The sequence below is a fragment of the Mesorhizobium sp. M0678 genome, from assembly GCF_040320505.1.
Taxonomy (GTDB): Bacteria; Pseudomonadota; Alphaproteobacteria; order Rhizobiales; family Rhizobiaceae; genus Mesorhizobium.
On sequence record NZ_JAMYPT010000008.1, the window covers coordinates 251,818 to 274,729 of the forward strand.

General features: G+C 63.8%; 10 protein-coding genes. 5 read left to right on the top strand and 5 right to left on the bottom strand.

Annotated features, from left to right (window positions below):
• Nucleotides 1-3: 3 nt before the first annotated feature.
• The 5 genes from NKI29_RS17430 to NKI29_RS17450 all read right to left on the bottom strand — a co-directional run bounded on the left by NKI29_RS17430 (nt 4) and on the right by NKI29_RS17450 (nt 12,318).
• Nucleotides 4-1,161 carry an ABC transporter permease gene (locus NKI29_RS17430; RefSeq protein WP_023675848.1) on the bottom strand — a complete coding sequence of 386 codons (1,158 nt, stop codon included), beginning with the start codon at nt 1,159-1,161 and terminating at the stop codon, nt 4-6.
• An 11-nt stretch (nt 1,162-1,172) separates the two neighbouring features.
• Nucleotides 1,173-2,207, bottom strand: coding sequence for an ABC transporter permease (locus tag NKI29_RS17435; RefSeq protein ID WP_023675847.1), 1,035 nt, complete (start codon nt 2,205-2,207; stop codon nt 1,173-1,175).
• Nucleotides 2,208-2,428: 221 nt separating this feature from the next.
• Nucleotides 2,429-4,081 (bottom strand): ABC transporter substrate-binding protein, encoded by a 1,653-nt coding sequence (locus tag NKI29_RS17440; protein ID WP_023675846.1) that lies wholly within the window; start codon nt 4,079-4,081, stop codon nt 2,429-2,431.
• Nucleotides 4,082-4,342: 261 nt separating this feature from the next.
• Nucleotides 4,343-10,393 (bottom strand): translocation/assembly module TamB domain-containing protein, encoded by a 6,051-nt coding sequence (locus tag NKI29_RS17445; protein WP_352796775.1) that lies wholly within the window; start codon nt 10,391-10,393, stop codon nt 4,343-4,345.
• Nucleotides 10,393-12,318, bottom strand: a complete 1,926-nt coding sequence (locus NKI29_RS17450) for an autotransporter assembly complex protein TamA (protein WP_352757365.1) — start codon at nt 12,316-12,318, stop codon at nt 10,393-10,395. The genes NKI29_RS17445 and NKI29_RS17450 overlap by 1 nt, the downstream gene beginning before the upstream one ends.
• A gap of 273 nt (nt 12,319-12,591) precedes the next feature.
• On the opposite strand from NKI29_RS17450, the gene NKI29_RS17455 reads away from it, so the two are divergent.
• From NKI29_RS17455 to cysT, 5 genes are all read left to right on the top strand, one after another.
• Nucleotides 12,592-18,072 (top strand): alpha-2-macroglobulin family protein, encoded by a 5,481-nt coding sequence (locus NKI29_RS17455; protein ID WP_352796778.1) that lies wholly within the window; start codon nt 12,592-12,594, stop codon nt 18,070-18,072.
• Nucleotides 18,073-18,286: 214 nt separating this feature from the next.
• Nucleotides 18,287-20,377, top strand: a complete 2,091-nt coding sequence (gene pbpC, locus NKI29_RS17460) for a penicillin-binding protein 1C (protein WP_352796781.1) — start codon at nt 18,287-18,289, stop codon at nt 20,375-20,377.
• Between the two features lie 42 nt (nt 20,378-20,419).
• Nucleotides 20,420-21,118: a M15 family metallopeptidase gene (locus NKI29_RS17465; RefSeq protein ID WP_352621236.1), complete on the top strand. Its 699-nt coding sequence runs from the start codon at nt 20,420-20,422 to the stop codon at nt 21,116-21,118.
• A gap of 218 nt (nt 21,119-21,336) precedes the next feature.
• Nucleotides 21,337-22,365: a sulfate ABC transporter substrate-binding protein gene (locus tag NKI29_RS17470; RefSeq protein WP_023675840.1), complete on the top strand. Its 1,029-nt coding sequence runs from the start codon at nt 21,337-21,339 to the stop codon at nt 22,363-22,365.
• Between the two features lie 18 nt (nt 22,366-22,383).
• On the top strand, nt 22,384-22,912 hold a 529-nt coding region (cysT, locus tag NKI29_RS17475), incomplete at its 3' end, for a sulfate ABC transporter permease subunit CysT (RefSeq protein WP_352796784.1).

The following is a 22,912-nucleotide window of genomic DNA, read 5'->3' on the forward strand; positions in this document are numbered from 1 at the left end:
GCATCAATCTTTCATAGACTGTTCGCGCAACGAATCCGCCAGGAGGTTGAGGCCGAGCACGAACGACATCAATGCGATCGTCGGCGGCAGCGCCGGGTGGATGAAGGAGCGCAGCAGCCGGCTGGCATCCTTGATCGCCGTGCCCCAGTCCGGGCTTTCCGGCGCCAGTCCCAGCCCGAAATAGCCGAGCGTGCCGAGCAGGATCGTGGTGTAGCCGATGCGCAGGCAGGCGTCGACGATCAGCGGCCCGCGCGCATTGGGCAATATCTCCCACAGCATGATGTACCAGGGCGATTCACCGCGCGTTTGTGCCGCCGCAACATAGTCGCGCGTTTTGATATCCATGACCAGGCCGCGCACGATGCGGAACACGCCGGGGCTGGAGGCGAACACCACCGCCACGAAGATGTTGAGCTGGTTGGGATCGATGTGGATGATCTTGAACGGATCGGCATCGAAGACAAGGCCTGCATAGATCCAGCCGCCAAGTACCAACGTCAGGCCAAGCAGGATATAGAGGCGGTCGGGGCGGTTCTTGTAGCGCGTCCAGAACAGCACACTGAAGAAGATGATCGGAAACAGGAAGAACAGCCCTGCCATCGCGTAGGGGATCGGCGTGTCCATGATGCCCGGCGTCACCAGCAGGTAGAACAGGAGGATCACCGGGAAGGCCAGCACAAGGTTGGCGAGGAAGGACAGCACCGTATCGATCTTGCCGCCATAATAGCCGGCCGGCAGGCCGAGCGTAATGCCGACCATCAGCGCAAAACCGGTCGCCGCCGGCGCGATGATCAGCACGATCTGGCTGCCATAGACCATGCGCGAGAACACGTCGCGGGCGAGCTTGTCGCCGCCGAAATAGTATACAAGTTTCGACGCCGGCTCGATTGCGCCCGGCAGCGCGTCCTTCATGATCGGCACTTGGGCGAGCGGATCGAAGGGCGAGATGGTCGACGCGAAGATCGCCGTAAACAGCCAGAACAGGCAGATGCCGACGCCGACGATGCCGACGCCGCTGTCGAAAAGCTGGCCGTAAAGGCCTAGCTTCTTCTTGTAGCCGAAGCTCGCCCCCATCACCAGGGCGAGAGCGATCCAGACCGGCCAGAAGCGGGTAAGCACGCCGAGTACGACGTTGAAGGCGCTGAGATATTCGACCTGCATCCGCCGGTCTCCTATTGAACTCTGATGCGCGGATTGAGAAACGCGTAGCCGACATCGGAGATGAGCTGTGTGATCAGGACGATAAACACCGAGACCAGCGAGCAGCCGAGCAGAAGATCGATGTCGTTGTTGCCGGCGGCCTCGACCAGCGTGTAGCCGAACCCCTGGTAGCGGAACATCACCTCGACGATGACGACGCCGGTGAGCAGCCAGGGGAACTGCAGCATGATGACCGTGAATGGCGCGATCAGCGCGTTGCGCAGAGCGTGCTTTATCACCACGCTGCCGAAGGAGAGGCCCTTCAGCCGGGCGGTTCGGATATATTGCTGTGTCATCACCTCCACCATCGAGGCGCGGGTCATGCGAGCGATGTAGCCGATGCCGTATATCGCCAGCGTCATCACCGGTAAGGTGAAATTATAGAAGGTGATGCCCTGGCTGGCCGAGGCCGCCGAACCGTTCAGCACGCCAAGCCAGGAGGCAAAGATCACGGTGAAGATAACGCCCGAAACATATTCGGGCGTCGCCGTCGAGGCGATCGAAGCCACCGACAATGTGCGGTCGGTGCGTGAACCCTCGCGCATGCCGGCGAGAATACCGATCAAAAGCGAGATCGGCACCATTACGGCCAGCACGCAGAGCATCAGGATGCCGGTGGCGCTGAGCGCCGGAAAGAGTTTCGAAGCGACCGTCGTCTTGAACTTGGTCGAGCAACCGAAATCGCCTTGCAGGATGCCGGAGAATGTCGGCACGACCGGATCGTTGCAGAAGGAGAAACGCTGTGCGGGCTTGCCGGTCGCCGGGTCGGTCACCGGCTGCTTGGGCATGATGCCCAGCCATTGGCCGTAGCGGATAAAGAAATTCTGCCGATAGCCATGGTTGACCAGCCAAGCCTCAAGCTGCTCGGCGGATGTGTGCATTTCGGTCTGGCTGATCGCGAGCTTCTTCAGATTAGGCCCGAGATTGACCAGGAAGAAGACGATCATCGTCAGGCACAGCATCGTCAATGCCATGGTGCCGAGACGCCTGATAACGAAAGAAAGCATGGCGGTCCCCTGCCGGTCGGGTTGGGGGGTGGAACCGGTTTGCAAGCCGTGCGCTGCCGCCAGCGGCAGAACAAGCCTTCAGACCAGTCCCAGATGCAATACCCTTTTTATTGCAGACCCAGGCCGAAGAGTCCGCAACTTTTTGCTGCGCCGACTTCCGGTCCAAGGACCATGCAAAGAGCGAGGGAAAGGGGCGAGACGCCCCTTTCCGGATCGTCCGGTCAGGCCTGCTCGAGCCAGACCTTGCCGTAGTCGCGCTCGAAGGTCGGGTGCATCTTGTAGTTCTGCACCGCCTTGACCGAATGGCTGTAGAGCTTGCGCCAATAAGGCTGGATGATAATGCCGGAATCCTGCAGGATCTGCTCGATGTCCTTCATCATTTCCTTGCGCTTGGCTGCGTCGGCAACCGCGAGCGCAGCGTTGAGCTTGGCATCCCACTCCGGATTCGACCAAGCCGTCTCATTCCAGGCTTCACCGGTACGATACCCGATCGCCAGAACCTGGACGCCGAGCGGCCGCATGTTCCAGTTGGTCATCGACAGCGGATACTTCGTCCAGTCGTTCCAGAAGGTCGAACCCGGCAGCACCGTACGTTTGACCTTGATGCCGGCGTCGCGCATCTGCGCGGCGATCGCATCGCCTGTGTTCTTGTGCCAGTCCTCGTCGACCGTGATCAGCTCGTGCTCGAAATCGGCCTGGCCGGCTTCCGCCATCAGCGCCTTTGCCTTCGCCGGGTCGCGAGCAACCTTCGGCAATTCGTAGTATTCCGGATGGATCGGGGCGACATGGTGGTTCTCGGCAACCGTGCCGGCATTGCCGTAGCCGAGCTGGAGGACGACAGCGTTGTCGACCGCGAGCTGCAGGGCGTTGCGAACCTTCTGGTCGCCGTAAGGCTTGTTGGCCACATTGGTGCGGCAGACGATCGTCGAGGCGGTGACGACCTCGGACTTCGCCAAGTCCATGCCGTCGAGGATCGACACATAGTCGGCCGAGGTTTCGAAATTGGTGTGCACTTCGCCTGCTTCGAAAGCGCTGACCATCGCCGCCGGATCGGTGCCGTAGTCGATGAACTCGATGCCGTCGAGGAAGACGTCACCATCCCACCATTTGTTGTCTTCGCGGCGCTTGTAGACCACTTTCTGGCCGACATCGTAGGAGACCAGCTCGAACGGCCCAGTGCCGATCGGGCAGGACTTGAAGTCGCCGCCTTTTTCGTCGAACGTCTTGTGGACGATGAGGCCGGGATAGTCGCACACGTTGGGAATGAGGGCGATATCCGGCTTGCTGAGCGTCAGCTTGATCGTGTGGTCATCGACCTTGGTCACCGCGCTCTCATCCAGCTTGTCGTCCTTGACCAGCGAACCGAGGCGACCCGGCATGGAATTGCCTTCGGCCTTCTTGTCGGCCCAACGCTTGAGGTTGAAGATGACGTCGTCTGCGGTGAACGGATCGCCGTTGTTCCAGGTGACGCCTTTGCGCACATGCAGCGTGTATTCGGTGGCGTCGTCATTCACGTCCCAGCTCTCCAGCAGATAGGGGCGGAACGTGTATTCGGTGGTGTATTTGACCAGCGGCTCGAGCGCCTGGCGCTCGGCATTGGCGATTTCCGACCAGTCGGACTTGCGCGGATCCTTCGGATCCTTAATCCATTGCGCGACCTTCAGTATCCCGCCTTTCTTGCCCTTCACCTCTTCCGCCTTGGCCGGCGTCGGGTCTGCAAGGCCAAGCATGCCATAGGCCATCGCCGTCGAGGCGCCGAAGACGCTGGCGAGAGCCAGAAATTCGCGACGATCCATCTTGCCTGCCTTGGCATCTTCGGCCATGGCCAGGATGTGATCGGGAACGCGGTCGCCGTTACTCTTGTAGATCGTCATGACTAACTCCCATTGTTGGCTTTCTGCCTTTTAACATTCCGCATCCGCGCCATGATGTCAAAGACGGCACGGATTGGGAACATGCCAAGGAATGTGCAACTTTGAAAGCAGGGCGGTTCGCGCGATAACGACAGTCTTGGCGCAAATTTGCTACTGCGCCAGGGATTTCGTCTGAAATCTCAACGGGCAATTAAACTGGGACATTCGCCGCTGCGCCGCTCGTTCTTCAGGCAACCAGTTGTTCTGCGCGAACGGCCGGTTTCAATATTCCCGTTCGTAGAAAACACCGCCTTTGGCTTCGCCGGCGTCGGTTGCCTCGCCACGCAGCTTGACGCCGCGCCCAACGTCGAGATCGACGGTTGCCTTACCCGAGCCCGGCCTGTCGCCCTTCTGGATCGTCACATAGGTACGGTCGTTGAGATACTTGCCCGCCGAGACGGCGGTGCCACCCTGTTCATCGGTGATTACGTCGAGATCGTCGACGCCGATTGCGCTGCGCAGGTTCTGCAGCAGGGAGGTCGAGCCGCCGACGCCGGCCAGTTGTCCGGCAGCCTCGGCAAGCTGCGCGATCTGCAGCGGCGACAGGTTCGACATCGAACGGCCGAAGATCAGCTGCGCCAGCACCTCATCCTCCGGCAACGCGGGTACCGAGGAGAAGGTGAATTTCGGGTTGTTCGCCTCGCCCGACACCACGATGGTCACGGTGGCGCTGGTCGTCTTCGATTGCGCCGTGAGATTGAGGTAGGGCACCAGAGAGCCGGAAAAGCCGACGGTGCCTTCGGTGAAGGTCAGCCGCTTGGCAAGGATCGTCAACCGCCCGCGCCGCAAGGTGAAGGTGCCGACCGCCTGGGGTGACGATGCCGGGCCGGTCAGCCGCAGCGAACCGCCGAGCTCGGCGTCGACACCCCTGCCCTGGATGAAGATCTGGCTCGGCGCATTGACTGTGACGTCGAGATTGAGGCCGCTGCCGCCGCCACCGCTGCTTGCAGCGGCCGGGCGCAACGCCTTGTCCTGCGCACGTACGGCGGCCGGCGCATTCTTGTGCTTGACGTTGAGCTCGGCCAGCGAGCCGGGCAGCTTTTCGGGTACGGTGATGACGGTCTTGGCCAAGTTGACGGTACCGGAAATCACCGGCGCGGAGATGAGCGGTCCCTTGACGGTCAGGTCGCCGCCAAGATTGGCAGTGACCACCTTGCCGTCGGTATAGCGGCCGTCGACGAGCTTGATCGACAGATCGGCTGGAAAACCCTTAGCCGGATCGATGCCGACGGTGCCGCTGGCCGAAAGGCTGCCGCGTGTCGACAGCGTGCCGGTCAGGCGATTGATCCTGGCCACGCCATTGCCGATAGCGACATCGGCAGTGATGTCGTTGATCGCAAGCCCCGAGCGCGCGTCGAGCAGGCGGGCGCCTGACGTGCGGACCGTGCCTGAGATCACCGGCGACGTCGCCGGGCCGCGCACCTGCACATCGACGTCGGCCGTGCCGCTCAGGGACAGGCCTTGCGCGGCGAGTGTCCTGGTGAGGAAGGCGAACGGCACCTTGCCGGAAAAGTTGAGATCAAGGGTGGGCCCGCCTGATGTCGTCATCGTGCCGCCGCCCTTGAGGCCGAGGCCGGCGGCATCGCTCATGTTGGCGTCGAACGTCAGTCTGTTGCCCGAATACGTACCTGAGGATGAAACGCCCATGCCGCCGAAACCTGCACCACGGGTCTGCGACGTCTGAACGCCTGCGGCGTCGATCTTGAAGGCAACGGCCGGATTGGCCGGCGCGCCCGTCACCTTCACCGTGCCTGAGATGGAACCGGCGGCATCGAGGCCCGGCGAAAAACTGTTGGCTATCGAGATCGGGATGCGGGCCAGCGTCGCGTTGAGGTCGAACGCCTGCCCAGCCTTGCCCGTGACCGTCGCCGTGCCGCCGCCGAGGTTGAGCACCAGCCTGTCGAGGCTGGTCACTCCATTGGCGATGTTGATGGTCGAGGCCTGGGCGATGGCCGCCTTGATGCCGCGGATGGTCGCCTCGCCGGAGGCAAGTTCGACCGTCGTCGTGCCCTTGACCGCCTTGACCCGGCCGGCCGCCCTCAGCGGAATATCCTTGACGGTGGCGCCACCGGAAAAGCCGGTCCATTCGCCGTCGCGCTTGAGATCGACGTTGACGCCCCGAATAGCCGTGCCGCCGGAAGTTACGCTGTCGGCACGGATTTTGCCCGAGATCACCGGTGCCGCCAGATAGTTGGCGATCAGCGCGTCGATGCTCACGGCCTTGGCCGAGACATCGCCGCGCGAGATCGAGGCCGTCGTCGCCTTGACGGCGACTTGCGGCACGGTACCCGCCTTGGAGAAGGCGATCGTGCCGCGCACATCGCCATCGGCCTTTTCCAGTGCCAGGGCCGCAAGCGGACCGATATCGGGCAGGTCGAGCGCCACGGTGCCGGCCGGCAGGAAGGCATCGTCGAGCGCCAGGTCGCCGGAGATACGGTTCTTGCCGAGCGACAGCAAAAGTCCATTGATGGCGCGTTTGCCGTCCGATGTCGCCAGCACGGCGCTGCCCTGCAGCGGTTGGCCGCCGACATTTCCGGTGAGTTGCACATTCGCAGCCGGGTTGGCGGCATCAGCCTTGCCGGTGGCAGTGAGCTTCAGACCGGTGATCTCGCGCGCCGCGACCGAAAGCCTGTCGCTGTTGATAGTCAGCGACAGATCCGGCGCGGTGCTGGCGCCTTGCGCATTCAGCGCGAAAGAGATGGCGCCTTTGGCGTCCTTGGATAGCAGCGAGACGTCGCCTAGCGCGCCTTTGACGTCGGCGCTGAGCTTGTTGTCGGCAAGGCTCGCCTGGCCGTCTGCCGTCAGCGAACCGGACGACAGCCTGACGGTATTGGCGGTGACATTGCCATTGGCGTCCCGCTTCAGCGCGGCACTGAATTGCGTTCGCTCGGCGAGCACGCCACGTACCGACCCCGGCAGTGCCGCCGAGGCGGCGTCCGCCTTGACATTGAGGGCGATGGCGCCGTCGGCCAGCGAGACCCGCCCGTTGAAGCCGCTGTTCAACGCGTCGCTGGTCACCGTGCCGCTATCGATGACGATGGCATCGGCGGCAAGGCTGCCGGCGAGTTTGGCGGTGACCTTGCCGGCGATCAGCGGCGCGATAGTCGGATTGTCGAGGCCGATTTTTTCGGCAGTCACGGTGCCGGAGATCGGCCCGCTCCGGGCTTTCACGTCAAAGCGATCGGAGTGCAGCGCAAGCGTGATGCCCTCGATCTTAGCCAGATTGGTGGCGGCCGATGGCAGCGTCGCGGAAATGTCGAGCTTCGGCTGGGCGCCCTGCCCGGCCGCCGTTAGCGATATCGCCTGTAGCTCGAGCTTGATCGGGCTCTCCTTGCTGCCAAGTGACAACGGCAGGCTCGGACCGGTAGAGGCCAGGTCGAGCGAAAAATCGCTGGCACCGTTCGGATTGATGGTGCCGGCTGCCTTGCCGGAGATTTTCTCGCCGGCAAGCGTCGCCTGCTCGATGGCCAGGCCGCTGGCCGACGAGAAACGGCCTGCCGCGTCGAGATCCAGCGGCCCGAGGCCAGCCTGCCGGGTCTGGCTGGTTTCGGCGCCGCTGAGGCGGGCGGTGAAGCGAATATCTGGGGCAGCCGACGATCCGGTGACCTGCGCGGTGCCGCTGAGCGCGCCGACGGCATCGAGACCCGGTGAAAAATCATTGGCAAGCGCTGCCGGCACCGCCGACAAGGTGGCAGCGAGATCGAGCGTCTGGCCGGCCGTACCCGACACGGCAACCGAACCACCGCCGACACCGAGCGCCAATTTCTCTATGCTCACCCTGCCATTGGCGATTGTCAGCGCTGATGGCTGCGCGACAGCTGCCTTGATGCCGCGGATGGTCGCCTCGCCCGAGGCAAGCTCGATGCTGGTGGTGCCGTTCGCAACCCTGACCCGCCCGGACGCGCTGGCCGGAATGCCGGCGACCGTGGCGCCGCCGCTAAAGCCGGTCCAGTCGCCATCGCGCTTCAGGTCGACATCGATGCCGCTGATCACCGTGGTTCCGGAGGTGATCGTGTCGGCCTTGATCTTGCCGGCGATTGCCGGTGCTTTGAGATAATTGGCGACCAGCGCGTTGACGGCGATTGTCTTCGCCGCCAGTTCGCCGCGCGAAATCACGGCGCTCGTCGCATCGATCGCGACCGTCGGCGCTCCGTTGTCGTTCGCAAAGCGGATGGTGCCGCGCACGTCGCCGGCTACCGACTGGCCCGCGAGTGCGGCCAGCGGAGCAATATCGGCGGCATCGAGGGTCAACGTGCCGAGCGGCAGCAGGTTGTCGTCGAGCCCGAGGTCGCCGGAGACCTTGTTGTCGGCTAACGAGACGGCAAGTCCATTGATGGAGCGCTTGCCGTCGGTTGTGACCAGCGATGCCTTGAGGTCGAGCGGCTGGTCGTCGACCGAGCCGGTCAGCGAGACATCGGCGGCTGGACTGGCGATATCGGCCTTGCCGCTCGCGCTCAGCTTGATCTGTTTCACCATATGACCGGACGCCGTCAGGCTGTCGCTGTTGGCCGAAACCGAGAAATCCGGAGCGCTGCGCGCGCCGCTTGCGGTCAGCGCGAAACCGACGGCGCCGCCGACCTTGGCGCCGACCAGCGGCGACAGCACCGATACGTCGCCCAGCGTACCCTTGATGTCGGCCCGGATATCGGTGCCTTGCGCACTGGCGGTGCCGCTGGCGCTAAGCGTGCCGGAGGTGAGTTGCAATGCGTTGGCGGCGAACGCACCGTCCGGGTCGCGTGTCGCGGTTGCGGAAAACTGCACGCGCTCGCCGAGAACCGAGCTGATTTGCGGCGGCAGCGCCGTCGAAGCCGCGTCGGCATTCATCTTGAGCGTCATCGACAGATCGGCAAGCGCCACTGTGGCTGTTACGGACGCATTGAGCGCGTCGCTGCGTAGCGTGCCGTCGTCGACGACAATCTGTTCCTTGCTGACGGAGCCGGCGAGACCGGCGCTGACCCTGCCCGTTATCAGCGGCGCCAAAGTCGCGACGTCGGTGTTCAGGTCGGCCGCCGTCAGCTTGATGGTGACCGGCCCGCTACGGTTCTGGATGTCGAAACCATCGGAATGCACTTGCCCGATCAGGTCGTCCACCCGCGTGCCGCCCGCCACCACCGAGACCAGCGACGCGCCGATATCGACCATCGGCGCCTTGCCACCGCCGAAAGCGCGGGCCGTGGCATCCTTGATCGCCACGGTTATCGGCTGCGCCTCGCTGCCGAGGCTGAGCACGATCGGCGGCCCCTTTGCGGCGAGCTTCACCGAAAGGTCGCTGGCGCCGTTCGGATCGACAATGCCTGTGGCGGTCGCGTGCACGGCGCCGCTGTCGATATTGGCGCGCTCGACATCGACGCCGCCGGCCGCGGTCGCTGTGCCGGCGAGGTCGAAGGTGGTCTTGCCGGCAAACAGCGGTTTCAGGGTTTCGGGCAGGAAGCGCTCGAATTCGCCATCGCCGTTGGCCTCGACATAATGACCCTTGTCGGTGAGCTGATGGCGACCGGTAAGCTGGGTGACGATCCGGCCGTCGACAACGAAGGTCCCTATGCCATTCCAGTTGGCGAGCGGTCCGGTGCCGGAAACGACAATGTTGACCGGCGGCGCGCCCGGCAGGTTGAGCAGGTTGGCGATGATGCCGCCGGCCGGCTCGGATGCCTTAAGGTCGAGGTCGAGCTTGTTGTCGGCCGGCGCGAAATGGGCTTTGGCGTCGACCGTGCCTTGCTTGCCGTCGTGGCGAACGATGTTGAGGTTGGTCTCGATCGCCAATGGTGAGGCGTCCGCCTTGAGCGCTCCCTTGGCTGCAAGTTCGGCGACACCGCTGCCGGCCAGAGCCTGCCCGAGCGCGATTTCGGGAAGGTCGAGTTGCCTGACGTCGATGGAAACCGGCAGCGTCGTCGCTCCGCTTTGGCTCGACTGTGTATTGGCCACCGGCAGCCTTGCCAACTCGATACGCTCGGCCCCAATGCGATCGGCGCTGAAGCTCTTCGACAGGAGTGCCAGCGGCGACCAATCGACGGCCACGTTGCGCGCCACCATCCAGGCGCCTTCGCGATCCTCCAGAACGACATGATCGACCCTCAGCGCGCCCGACCAGATGCCGTCGATGCCGACGACAGTGACCTTGCGATCACCGGTCGAGGCCATGGTCGAGATGATGCCGGCAAGGTTTTCGCGGCCGCGCTCGGTTTTGGTCAGCACGACGAGCGCCCCCACCGCCGCTGCCACGACGATGAGCAGCGTGTAGAAAAGGATACGGAGGATGCGCCTGAATATTGCCATCAGAATGCCTGGCCGATGCCGGCATAAATGCCGAAATGAGGATCGTCGGGGCCGCGGTTGAGCGGCACCGCCGCGTCGACGCGCAGCGGCCCGAACGCCGTCAGATAGCGCAAGCCTACACCCGCGCCGACCTTCATGTCCGAAAAATCGGGGACCTGCCTGGTCGACACCGTGCCGGCATCGACGAACGGCACGACGCCGATCTTGTCGGTGACGGCGATGCGCATCTCGACCGAGGTCTCGAAGAAGGAAAGCCCGCCGATCGGCTCTCCATTGCTGTCCTTCGGGCCGATGCCTTGATAGGCATAGCCGCGCACCGAACCGCCGCCGCCTGAGTAGAAGCGTCGATCTGCCGGAACATCTTGAAGACTGGCGCCGATGATAGAGCCGATGGCGACACGTTCGGCGAAAACGAATTTCGAGGCCGAATCGAGTGACTGGTAGGCCGACCCCTCGCCCTTCAGCTTGACAAACGCAGCCCCGCTCAAAATGTCGTAGCTAGGCTCGCCATAGGCCAGCACCCTGAAGCCCCGGGTCGGATTGAGCTTGCTGTCGCGATTGTCGTAGACATATTGCAGTGGAATGCTGGCGATCAGATAGGTCTGCTTGCCGAAAGCGTCGTGGATCCTCGAATAATCCAGCGCGACTTGCGCGGAAACCGTCTGCTTCTTGTCGAGTTCGTAGGATAGGCCGGTGCTGCCCTTGACCGAGAAATGGTCGTAGGCGTCGGGGTGCTCCAGCACGGTATTGACGCTGGCAATGAATTTCGACGCCGGCCCGACCACGCCCGGCTTTTCGAACATGACGCCGGCATTGTAATTGAGCTGGGTCAAGTCGTTGCTGCCGATGCCGCTGATCTTGCCGTCGATGCGCAGCTTTTCGGCGCGGCCAAACAGATTGCGATGCCCCCAATAGCCTTCGAGGCCCAGCCCTTCGGTGTTTGAGAAGCTGCCGCCAATGCCGAAATAGCGCGGCTTGCGTTCGCTTACCTGGACACCGATCGGGATGTTGCCCTCGGCGTCGAGGGCGTCGGCTTCCTTCACCGTCACGCTGTTGAAGACCTCGAGCCCGAGCAGCCGGTCGCGCGCATCGTCGATCTCATCGGGCGAATATTGGCGCCCGCGCTTAAGGCCGGTCATATATTCGGTGAAGTCGCGGTCGACCTTTTCCGTGCCCTCGACAGTGGTGTCGCCATAGCCGGCGACCGGGCCGGCCGCGACGGCAAGCGTCACGTCGAGCGTCGAACCGGCGTGCTCGGCGACGATCTCGCGGCCCGTCACCTTGGCCAGCGGCCTGCCTTCTTGCTTGAGTGCCCGCACGATCGCCGCCTCGGCCTTGAGCACGGCGCCCGAACTGGCGTCACCGCCGGCGATCAGGCCGAAATCGGCACTTGCCAGCCCCGCCGCATCGCCTTCCAGTCTGATGTTGCCAAGCGTGAATTTCGGCCCGGCTGCTATGCTTATCACCACCGGTATCGGCTGCGGACCCGAAAATTCGGCATCGGGCGGCAGATCGTCGAGCGGTTTGCCTTGGATCGTGATAGTGACCACACCCTCGTAGCGCGCGTCAGCGTAGAGTGCGGCAACAAGTTGCTCACGGTCACTGCGCGCCTTGGCCAGCAGGCCGAGAGAACCGGATACCGGGTGTTCCTCGTCGGCCTTCAGCGCCGAGGCGTTTTCGAGCTTCTCGGCGAGATCCTTGTCGGCGTCCGGCGCCTCGATCGTCACCGCATAGCGCAGCGGGTCGACGATATCGGCATCTTCGTCTTTGGATCCCCACAGCTTGATGCCGAAAATCTCGAAGGCTGCCGCACTTCCGGTTTCGGCAACAAGTGCCGTAGAGCACAACAATGCGAAAAGCAGGGCGCGCGAAAGCGCGCGCCGTGGCGCGGTTCCTCCCGACATCTGCCTTTCATACGCCGGCATTACGCTCCTAGCCTAGCTCGCAAACCTAAAATTGGAATGAAGTTCTGAAGCACTCGTAAAGGGGCCACAATCCAATTGCTGAAATAGACAGGGCTTGGAACTCACACCTTCTGCGTCGCCGCAAGAAAGCGTGATCCCCTGTCCTATGGAGCTACTACCGGTCACCGGCCGGAAAGCAAACCGTTGGCAGGCGGATCCTGCCGCGTCCCGATGTTGACAAGCGCGACTGAAGCTTGAAGATTTCTGGACGTAAGCACTTGTCTGGAGGGGTTTATGGCAATGCGCGTGGCTCGTGGTCTATCGATTCTTTTCCTTCTCTTTTTTGCCTGGAACGGTGTCGCGCAAGCGGCCGAAGCCCGGCGGGTGGTGACATCGGACAATTCCGACTATTTCGGTTTCGATCTCAGATCCGACCAGAATGTCAGCCTCGACCAGTGCAAGACCACCTGCCTCGGCGACCCGGCCTGCCGCGCCTTCACCTACAACCTCAAGGCCAAATGGTGCTTCCTTAAATCCGATTACAATTCGTTGAAACCCTTCGGCGGCGCCGTCGCCGGCAAGATCGTCAACATCGATGGCGATCCCGACATCGGCGCGCCACCCGAACTCGCCTTCTTCCCCAACTGGATGGCCGACCAGGCCCAGCAATACCGCAACAAGCTCACTGGCCCGACCTACACCAAGCCGACAGAAGGGCTGACGGCGCTAAGGGCCGCCGCCGAACAGTCGGCGCTGACGGGCGATCATCGCGCGGCCATGCACAAATACGAAGCGGCGGTTTCGGTGTTGCCTGATGATGGCCAGCTCTGGCTCGAGCTGGCGCGCGAAACGCTTGCCGTCCATCCGACCGCCAACAGCTCGGAGCCGTCGACCCTACCGGCGAACGCCACTTCCGCCGCCTTCAACGCCTACAAATTGCTGCGCACCACCAAGACGCGCGCCGACGTGCTGGCGCTGCTCGGGGACGGCCTTGATCGCCGCGATCTCTACAGGCCGGCCCTGCAGGCCTACGAGGCGAGCCTCGCTCTCGTCAATTCGCCGGCAGTCAGGGCCGCCTATCAGGATCTCAAGGCCCGCAAGGGCTTCCGCGTCATCGATCATACCGTCGATGCCGACACCAGCGCGCCACGCATCTGCGCGCAGTTCTCCGAGGAACTGGTCAAGACCGGCGTCGACTACTCGCAGTTCGTTACTGTCGACAACGCCGCTCCCAAGGGCGTCGAAGCCAAGGACAAGCAGATCTGCGTCGAAGGACTCGAGCACGGCCAACATTATGACGTGACCTTCCGCGCCGGCTTGCCGGCCGCCATTGGCGAAGTCACCGCGGCACCGGTGGTTCTGTCGATCTACGTGCAGGACCGCGCGCCTTCGGCCCGCTTCACTGGCGACAGCTTCGTGCTGCCCGCAGGCGCACGCCGCGGCATACCGGTCGTCACCGTCAACATGAATGCCGCCGAAATGAAGCTCTTCCGCATCGGCGACCGCTCGCTGGCCCAGCTTCTGTCGGGATATCAGTTCCTGCGCCAGCTTGACGGCTACGACATTTCGAACATCTCCGAACAGATGGGCGAGCCGGTCTGGCAAGGCCAGCTCGACATCGCCAACGACCTCAACAAGGAAGTCACCACCTCCTTCCCAATCGACGAGGCTTTGCCGAAGCGCAAGCCCGGCGTCTATGTGCTGACCGCACAAGCCGTCAACGATCGCAGCGACGACTATGATTCGCACGCCACGCAATGGTTCGTCGTCTCCGATATCGGCCTGTCGACCTATACCGGACAGGATGGGCTGAACGTCTTTGCCCGTTCGCTCGCAACCGCCAAGCCGATCGCCGGCGCCGAGCTGACGCTGCTGGCCAGGAACAATGAAATCCTCGGCACCGCGACCACCGACGCGGAAGGGCGGGCGGTGTTCAATCCCGGCCTGACGCGCGGCGACAGCGGCATGGCCCCGGCCGTGCTGATGGCCAAACAGGGCGACGACGATTTCGTCTTCCTCGATATGGGCCGCGCCGGCTTCGACCTGTCCGACCGTGGCGTCGCCGGACGGCCGGCACCTGGCGCGCTCGACGTCTATGCCTGGACCGAGCGCGGCATCTACCGCGCCGGCGAAGATGTCCATGTCGCGGCCCTTGCCCGCGACAGTGCCGCCAAGGCGGTCGAGAACCTGCCGCTGACCTTCATCTTCTCGCGGCCCGACGGCGTCGAGGACCGCCGCATCGTCAGCGATGGCGCATCGGCCGGTGGTCACGCGGTCGACCTGCCGCTGGAACCCAACGCCATGCGCGGCACCTGGACGGTGGCGATCCATACCGATCCCAAGCAGGCGGCGGTCGCCAGCCAGATGTTCCTGGTCGAGGACTTCGTACCGGACCGCATCGAGTTCGACCTGTCCTCCGACAAGCAGGAGATCGCGCAGGGCGAGACCGCCAACATTACCGTCGACGGCCGCTTTCTCTACGGCGCGCCGGCCGCGGGCCTCGCGCTCGAAGGCGAATTGACGCTGTCGACCGCCCGCGACTGGGATCGCTTCAAAGGCTATTCCTTCGGTCTGGCCGACGAACAGTCGGCGGAACCGACGGTGACGCCCTTCACCGGCCTGCCGGTGGTCGGCGAAAACGGCAAGGCGACCTTCCCTGTCTCCGTCGATCAATTGCCATCCACCACCAAGCTGGTCGATGCAAAGGTCACTGTCAGGATGCGTGAAACCGGCGGCCGTGCCGTCGAGCGCTCGCTGAATATCGGCATCCGCCCCCAGGGCCACATGATCGGCATCCGCCCGGATTTCGACGACGACGAGGTGCCGCAAGGCGGCACGGCCAAGTTCAGCCTGATCGCTGTCGACCCAGACGGCAAGCGTGAGGCGCTGAAGGGCGCGCAGTGGTCGCTGGTCAAGGTCGAGCGCAGCTACCAGTGGTACCGCTCGAGCAACTCCTGGAACTATGAGCCGGTCACCTTCACCAAGGCGGTGGCCAACGGCCAGGTCGACCTGAGCGCCGATGGCGAGGCGACGGTGTCGCTGCCGGTCGACTGGGGCCGCTACCGGCTCGAGATCGAGACAGCGGATCCGGAAGGCCCGGCCACCAGCTACGAGTTCGACGCCGGCTGGTATGTCAGTTCCACCACCACCGAAACGCCCGACGGCCTCGAGATCGCCCTCGACAAGGATACCTATGCGGCGGGCGAAGTGGCCAAGCTCAAAGTGTCGCCGCACTTTGCCGGCGAGCTGCTCGTCACCATCGGCGCCGACAAGCTCCTGAAGACCGTCACCGCCAGCGTGCCGGCCGGCGGCAGCACCGTCGACATCCCGGTCGGCGACGACTGGGGTGCCGGCGCCTACGTCACGGCAACGCTGTTCAGGCCGGGCGATGCGCAAGAGACACGCATGCCGGCGCGCGCCATCGGCGTCAAATGGCTGAAGCTCGATCCCGGCTCGCGGAAGCTTGCCGTCAGCTTGGCGCCGCCGGACAAGACCATGCCGCGCCAGCAGCTGTCGATCCCGGTGGCCGTAGCCGGCGTGCAGCCCGGCACCAACGCCTATGTCATGGTCGCGGCCGTCGACGTCGGCATCCTCAACCTGACCAACTACAAGGTTCCGGATCCGGAGAACTGGTTCTTTGGCCAGCGCATGCTCGGTCTCGAGGTTCGCGACATCTATGGCCGGCTGATCGACGGCTCGCTGGGCACAACCGGTAAGCTGCGCACCGGCGGCGACGGCGCCAACATGCAATCGCAAGGCAGTCCGCCGACCGAAAAGCTGGTCGCCTTCTTCTCCGGCCCGGTCCAGCTCGACGCCGACGGCAAGGCGCGGATCGACTTCGACATTCCGCAGTTCAACGGCACCGTGCGCGTCATGGCCGTCGCCTGGACAAAGGAAGCAGTCGGCCATGCCCAGTCCGACGTCATCGTTCGCGATCCGGTGGTGATCACCGCCGGCCTGCCGCGATTCCTGGCGCCCGGCGATTCCGCCGTCATGCGGCTCGACATCGCCGACACCGACGGCCCCGCTGGCGACTACAAGCTGACCATCGACACGACGGGCGACCTGTCTACCGGCAGTGCCGCCTTGCCTGAAAAGCTGACGCTGGCCAAAGGCAAGCGGCAGACGCTGACCGTGCCGTTGATTGCGCAGACCGCGGGCAACGCCTCGATCACCATCAAGCTTGCGCATGCCGACGGCACCGCCGTCGAGCAGACGCTCTATGTGCCGGTGCGCCCAGCGCAACTGCCTGTGACCACCCGCATGGTCGTCGACCTCAAGGGCAATGGCGGCGCGCTGCGCGTCGACAAGGAACTGCTGGCGGCAAGCCTGCTCGATGGCGCTTCGGTCAGCGTCGGCGTTTCGCAGGCGGCTGCCTTCGATGTACCGTCGCTGCTGATGACGCTCGACCGCTATCCCTATGGTTGCGCCGAACAGACCACCAGCCGCGCCATGCCGCTTCTCTACGTCAACGAGATGGCTTCCGGCATCGGCATGGCCAGCGACCCCGATCTGCATGGCCGCGTCCAGGACGCCATCTACAAGGTGCTGAGCTATCAGGCCTCGGCCGGCAGCTTCGGCCTGTGGGGTCCGGGTTCCGGCGATCTGTGGCTCGACGCCTATGTCACCGATTTCCTCACCCGGGCGCGCGAGCAGAAATACGACGTACCGGCCCTGGCGATGAACCAGGCGCTGAGCAATCTGCAGAACGCGATCGGCTACGATCAGGACGTCCAGGATCGCGGCAGCGAGATCGCCTATGCGCTCTATGTGCTTGCCCGCAACAAAAAGGCCTCGGTCGGCGATCTGCGTTATTATGCCGACACCCAGCTCGAAGCCTTTACCAGCCCGATGGCCGTCGCCCAACTGGCGGCGTCTCTCGCGCTCTACGGTGACACCCAGCGCTCGGAGGCAACCTTCCAGGCCGCGCTGCAACTGGCCAAGTCGACGCCCGAATATGACTATTACCGGTCCGACTATGGCTCGCCACTGCGCGACGGCGCGGCGATCCTGGCGCTTGCCGCGGAAAGCAAGCCGGTGCCGACCATCGTGCCGGCGCTGATCCAGCTGGTGACCAGGGAACGCGCCGACGCCAGGTGGACCAGCACACAGGACGAGTCCTGGATGCTGCTGGCCGCCCGCGCGCTGAAGGCCGGCAATGATTCGATCGCGCTGACCGTCAACGGCGCACCGCATGCCGGCGGCTATTCGGACCAGATCGCCGGTGGCGACCTGGCCGACAGTCCGCTGACCATCGTCAACACCGGCAGAAATCCGCTGCAGGCGGTCGTCACCACCGTGGCCTCGCCGATCCAGCCTCTGCCAGCCGGCGGCAACGGCTTTACCATCAGCCGTACCTACTACAAGCTAGACGGCACAGAGGCCAACGTGACGGAGGTCAAGCAGAACGAACGCTATGTCGTCGTGCTCAAGGTTTACGAGCAGAACACCTGGCCTTCGCGACTGCTGATCACCGACCTGTTGCCGGCCGGCTTCGAGATCGACAATCCGGGCCTGGTCTCCAGCGCCCAATTGACGAACTTCTCCTGGCTGGCGCAGACTGATGCCGCCCATCTCGAATTCCGCGACGACCGTTTCGTCGCGGCTTTCAATCCCAACGACGGCGATGGCGACCGCAACATCACACTCGCCTACGTCGTGCGCGCGGTGACGCCGGGCACCTACGCCCACCCGGCGGCAACGATCGAGGACATGTACCGGCCGCAATATTCGGCTCGCACCGCCACCGGCATGATGGAGGTCAAGGCGCCGTAAGGCAAAAAATAGCGGATAGGAATATGGCGATGGCGCTGCCCCTCATTGCCCTGCCGGGCATTTCTCCCCGTATAGAGACGGGGAGAAAGAGCCATGCGCCGAAGTTTTCGCCGAACTTTAACGTCGCAGAAAAGGCGCCAAGGGTCGCGACAGCCCCCTTCTCCCCGTCACTAAACGGGGAGAAGGTGCCGGCAGGCGGATGAGGGGCGGCGCCATGCTCTCCAGAAAATTCCTGCGCCGAGCGGCCATCACGGGCATTTCCTTGGTCGGTCTCGCTGCAATCACCGCCGCCGCCCTCTGGCAGCTCGACCGCGCTTTTCCGCCGCCGCTGCCGGCTGCTTTGGCGGTCTCGACCGAGGTGCAGGACCGAGACGGCCAGCTGCTGCGCGCCTTCGCTACGCCGGATGGCTACTGGCGGCTCGCTACCAGCCTGGACCAGGTCGACAAGCAGTTCGTCGACATGCTGGTCACCTATGAGGACAAGCGTTTCTGGGATCATCAAGGCGTCGACGTGCTGGCTCTGGCGCGTGCCGCCGGCCAGTTCGCGACCAGCGGCCATATCGTCTCCGGTGGTTCGACGCTGCCGATGCAACTCGCCCGGCTGATCGAACCGCGCGACAGCCGCAGCCTCGGCTCGAAGATCAAGCAGATGCTGCGCGCCCTCCAGATCGAACGGCGGCTTTCCAAGCGCGAGATCCTCGAACGCTATCTGACGCTGGCGCCCTATGGCGGCAATCTCGAAGGTGTGCGCGCCGCTTCGCTTGCCTATTTCGGCAAGGAGCCGAAACGGCTGACGGTCTCGGAGGCGGCCCTGCTCGTCGCTTTGCCGCAATTGCCGGAAAAGCGGCGCCCTGACCGCAACCTCGACGTCGCCCATGCCGCCCGCGACCGCGTGCTGACCCGCATGGTCTCGGCAGGCCTGCTCGGCGAACGTGAAGCCGCGCGTGCCGCGCTCGACGATGTGTCGGGGCTGCGGCGGACCTTGCCGGCGCTCGCTGCCCATGCGGCCTATACGATGCTGTCCAAGGCCATTCCCGGCCAGAAGCTGCAACTGACGATCCGCAAGAGTGTCCAGGAAGGGCTGGAGCAGGTGGCCAAGGATGCGGCCGCCAGGCTCGGCCCTCGCCTCTCGGTGGCCATGGTACTGGCCGATGCCCGTACCGGCGATATTCTTGGTGAGGTCGGCTCTGCCGATTTCTTCGATGCCAGCCGTTCGGGCTGGATCGACATGACCAAGGTCGTTCGCTCGCCTGGCTCGACGCTGAAGCCGTTCATCTACGGCCTCGCCTTCGAACAGGGCCTGGTGGCGCAGGAGATGCTGATCGAGGACAGCCCAGCCGATTTCTCCGGGTATCGGCCGAAGAACTTCGACATGGGCTATCAGGGCGATGTCAGCATCAGGCAGGCGCTGCAATTGTCGCTCAACGTGCCGGCGATCCGCGTGCTCGACGCGGTCGGCCCGGCCCGGCTGATGGCACGCTTTCGCCAGGCCGATGTGACCCCTATCCTGCCCGTCAACGAAGCGCCCGGCCTGGCGATCGGCCTCGGCGGCGTCGGGGTGACCCTGCGCGACCTGGTCCAACTCTATGCCGGCCTTGCCAATGGCGGCAAGGCACACACGCTGCATGACGGCACCGAGCCGGCGAATGCCGAACGCTCGACCACCACCATCCTCGACGGGCAGGCGACCTGGCAGATCACCGACATCCTGTCAGGCGTCAAGCCTCCCCAGGGTGCCGCCCAACGCGGCATCGCCTACAAGACCGGCACCTCCTACGGCTATCGCGACGCCTGGTCGGTCGGCTTCGACGGCCGCTACGTGCTCGGCGTCTGGGTCGGCCGCCCCGACGCCGGCGCTGTGCCCGGCCTGTCCGGCTATGTCTCGGCTGCGCCCATCCTGTTCGAAGGTTTTGTCCGTTCCAGCCTGGCCGCCGTACCGCTGCCGAGCCAGCCGTCCGGCGTCCGGCGTCCGAAGCGCGAGGAGCTGCCGGTGACGCTGACGCGCTTCGGCGCCGGCGCCGATGGGCTGGTACAGGCGATGCCGACCGAACCTGCGCCAACCATCATCTTTCCGCCCGACGGCGCTCGCGTCGATCTCGGCACTTCCTCGGCCGACCCCTCGCCGCTGGTGCTCAAGCTGCAAGGCGGCCGCGCACCATTCCGCTGGCTGGCCAACGGCAAGCCGCTGGTCGGCATCGACCGGCGGCGCACCGCGACCTGGCAGCCGGACGGCGCCGGCTATTCGACCCTAACCGTGATCGACGCGGCGGGACGCGCGGCCAGTGTGAAGGTTTTCGTCGAGTGAAAGTTTCCCTTGAATAATTTCCGGCAGGTGATTCAGGGGATTGTGTTTTACGTCTTGCTTTCGGCCGCCGGTACTTTCTCGGCGTCTGCTGACGCGCTGCCCGCCAGCTTTGTTCGGCTAGCCGACATCGATCCCAATATCCGGCAGGATATCCGCTATGCCGGCCTCGAAAATTTCCTGCATCGCAAGGTAAGCGGCTACGATGCGCCGGTATGCGTCCTCACCAGGCAAGCGGCGCAAGCGCTTTCGGCAGTGCAGAAAGCGATTGCCGCCGAAGGGCTGACGCTGGTCGTGTTCGACTGCTATCGCCCTGCGCGGGCTGTCTCCGACATGGGTGACTGGACAAAAACGAGTGGACCACCGGACCCGCAGTGGTACCCAAAGGTCAAGCGCAAGGATCTCATCGCCAAGGGCTATATCGGCGAACTGTCCACCCATTCGCGCGGATCGACGGTCGATGTCGCGATCGCGCGAGCCGACCGCAAGAGCGCTCCGAAACCGTCCTGCGGCGCGACCGATGCCGACACGCTCGATTTCGGCACGGGTTTCGACTGTTTCGATCCAGCGAGCGAAACGGCTCACCGATCCATAGCCAGTGAAGCGGCGGCTAACCGCAAAAGACTTGTCGAGGCGATGCGTGCCGGCGGCTTCAAGAATTACGCCCGCGAATGGTGGCACTTCACGCTGGAGAACGAGCCGTTTCCAAAAGAGCGCTTCAACTTTCCCGTTACCGCCGAATAGCCGGCCGAAACCTTCGGGCGCGACGCAGCCATTGCCGAAAAGCTAGCCGTCTCTAGATAATCGCGTCGGGAGCGCGATCATGGTCCATGCGGGGAAAATAGTTTCTCGCATCGCCGAAACTAGGCGAAAAATTGCTTCAATAGGCCAAAAAAGGCAACATTGAATGCATCTAAATTCTATCAATTCGGTAGATTGGCGCGAGTTCAACGGAGGCGGAAATGACCAAACCTCATTTCAGGAAACTGCTCGGCGCACTGGTCGCCACGTCTGTCCAGTTCGGCACGCTCGGTTTCGCGTTTGCCGACACCACCATTCTCAACGTGTCCTATGATCCGACGCGTGAGCTCTACAAACAATTCGACGAGGCCTTCACCGCCCACTGGAAGGCCGAGACAGGCGAGACGGTCACCGTCCAGCAGTCGCATGGCGGGTCGGGCGCGCAGGCTCGCGCCGTGATCGACGGCCTCGACGCCGACGTGGTGACGCTGGCGCTCGAAGGCGATATCAACGCCATTGTCTCGAAAGCGAAGAGGATCAATCCCGACTGGCGGACGAAATTCGAAAACAATTCGGCGCCCTACACCTCGACCATCATCTTTCTCGTCCGCAAGGGAAACCCCAAGGGCATCCATGACTGGGGCGATCTGGTCAAGGACGACGTCCAGGTGATCACGCCGAATCCCAAGACCTCCGGTGGTGCGCGCTGGAACTATCTCGCCGCCTGGGCCTACGCCAGCGCCAAGGATGGCGGCGACGAGGCCAAGACCAAGGAATTCGTCGGCAATCTCTATGCGCATGTCCCGGTTCTCGACACCGGTGCGCGCGGCGCAACCGTGACCTTCGCGCAAAAAGGGCTGGGCGACGTGCTGCTCGCCTGGGAAAACGAGGCCTATCTGGCGCTCGACGAGTTCGGCGCCGACAATTTCGACATCGTCTACCCGCCGACCTCGATCCTGGCCGAGCCGCCGGTCGCCGTGGTCGACGCTAATGTCGACGCCAAAGGCACGCGGAAAGTTGCCGAAGCTTATCTGAGCTATCTCTATTCCAAGGAAGGCCAGACGCTCATCGCCAAAAACCATTATCGCCCTTCGAAGCCCGAGTTGGTGCCGGCGGAGGACTTGGCCAAGCTGCCTGAGATCAAGCTGATCACCATCGACGACCCGCTTTTTGGCGGCTGGAAGAAGGCACAGCCTTATCATTTCGGCGATGGTGGTATATTCGACCAGATCTACAAACCGGCCCAGTAGCATTTAGATCAGGACGACATGACCACAGCACCCGCCAAGGCGGGGTGGCGATTCAGGCAGCCGAGCGTCATTCCGGGTTTCGGATTGACGCTCGGCTTCTCGCTTGCCTACCTCACCCTCATCATCCTCATCCCCCTGTCCGGGCTGATCTGGCGCTCGGCGGCGCTCGGCTGGACCGACTTCTGGGCGATCGTCACCGACCGCCGCACCATCAACGCGCTTGAAATCAGCTTCGGCACCGCCTTCATTGCCGCCGCCGTCAACGTCGTCTTCGGCACGATCGTCGCGTGGGTGCTGGTGCGCTACAGCTTTCCAGGCCGCCGCATCGCCGATGCCATGGTCGACCTGCCCTTCGCGCTGCCGACGGCGGTTGCCGGCATCGCGCTGACCACGCTTTACGCACCGAATGGCTGGATCGGAAGCCTGCTGACGCCGCTCGGCATTAAGGTCGCGTATACGCCGCTCGGCATCGTCATCGCGCTGGTCTTCATCGGTCTGCCCTTCGTCGTGCGCACCGTGCAGCCGATCATGGAGGAGATCGACAAGG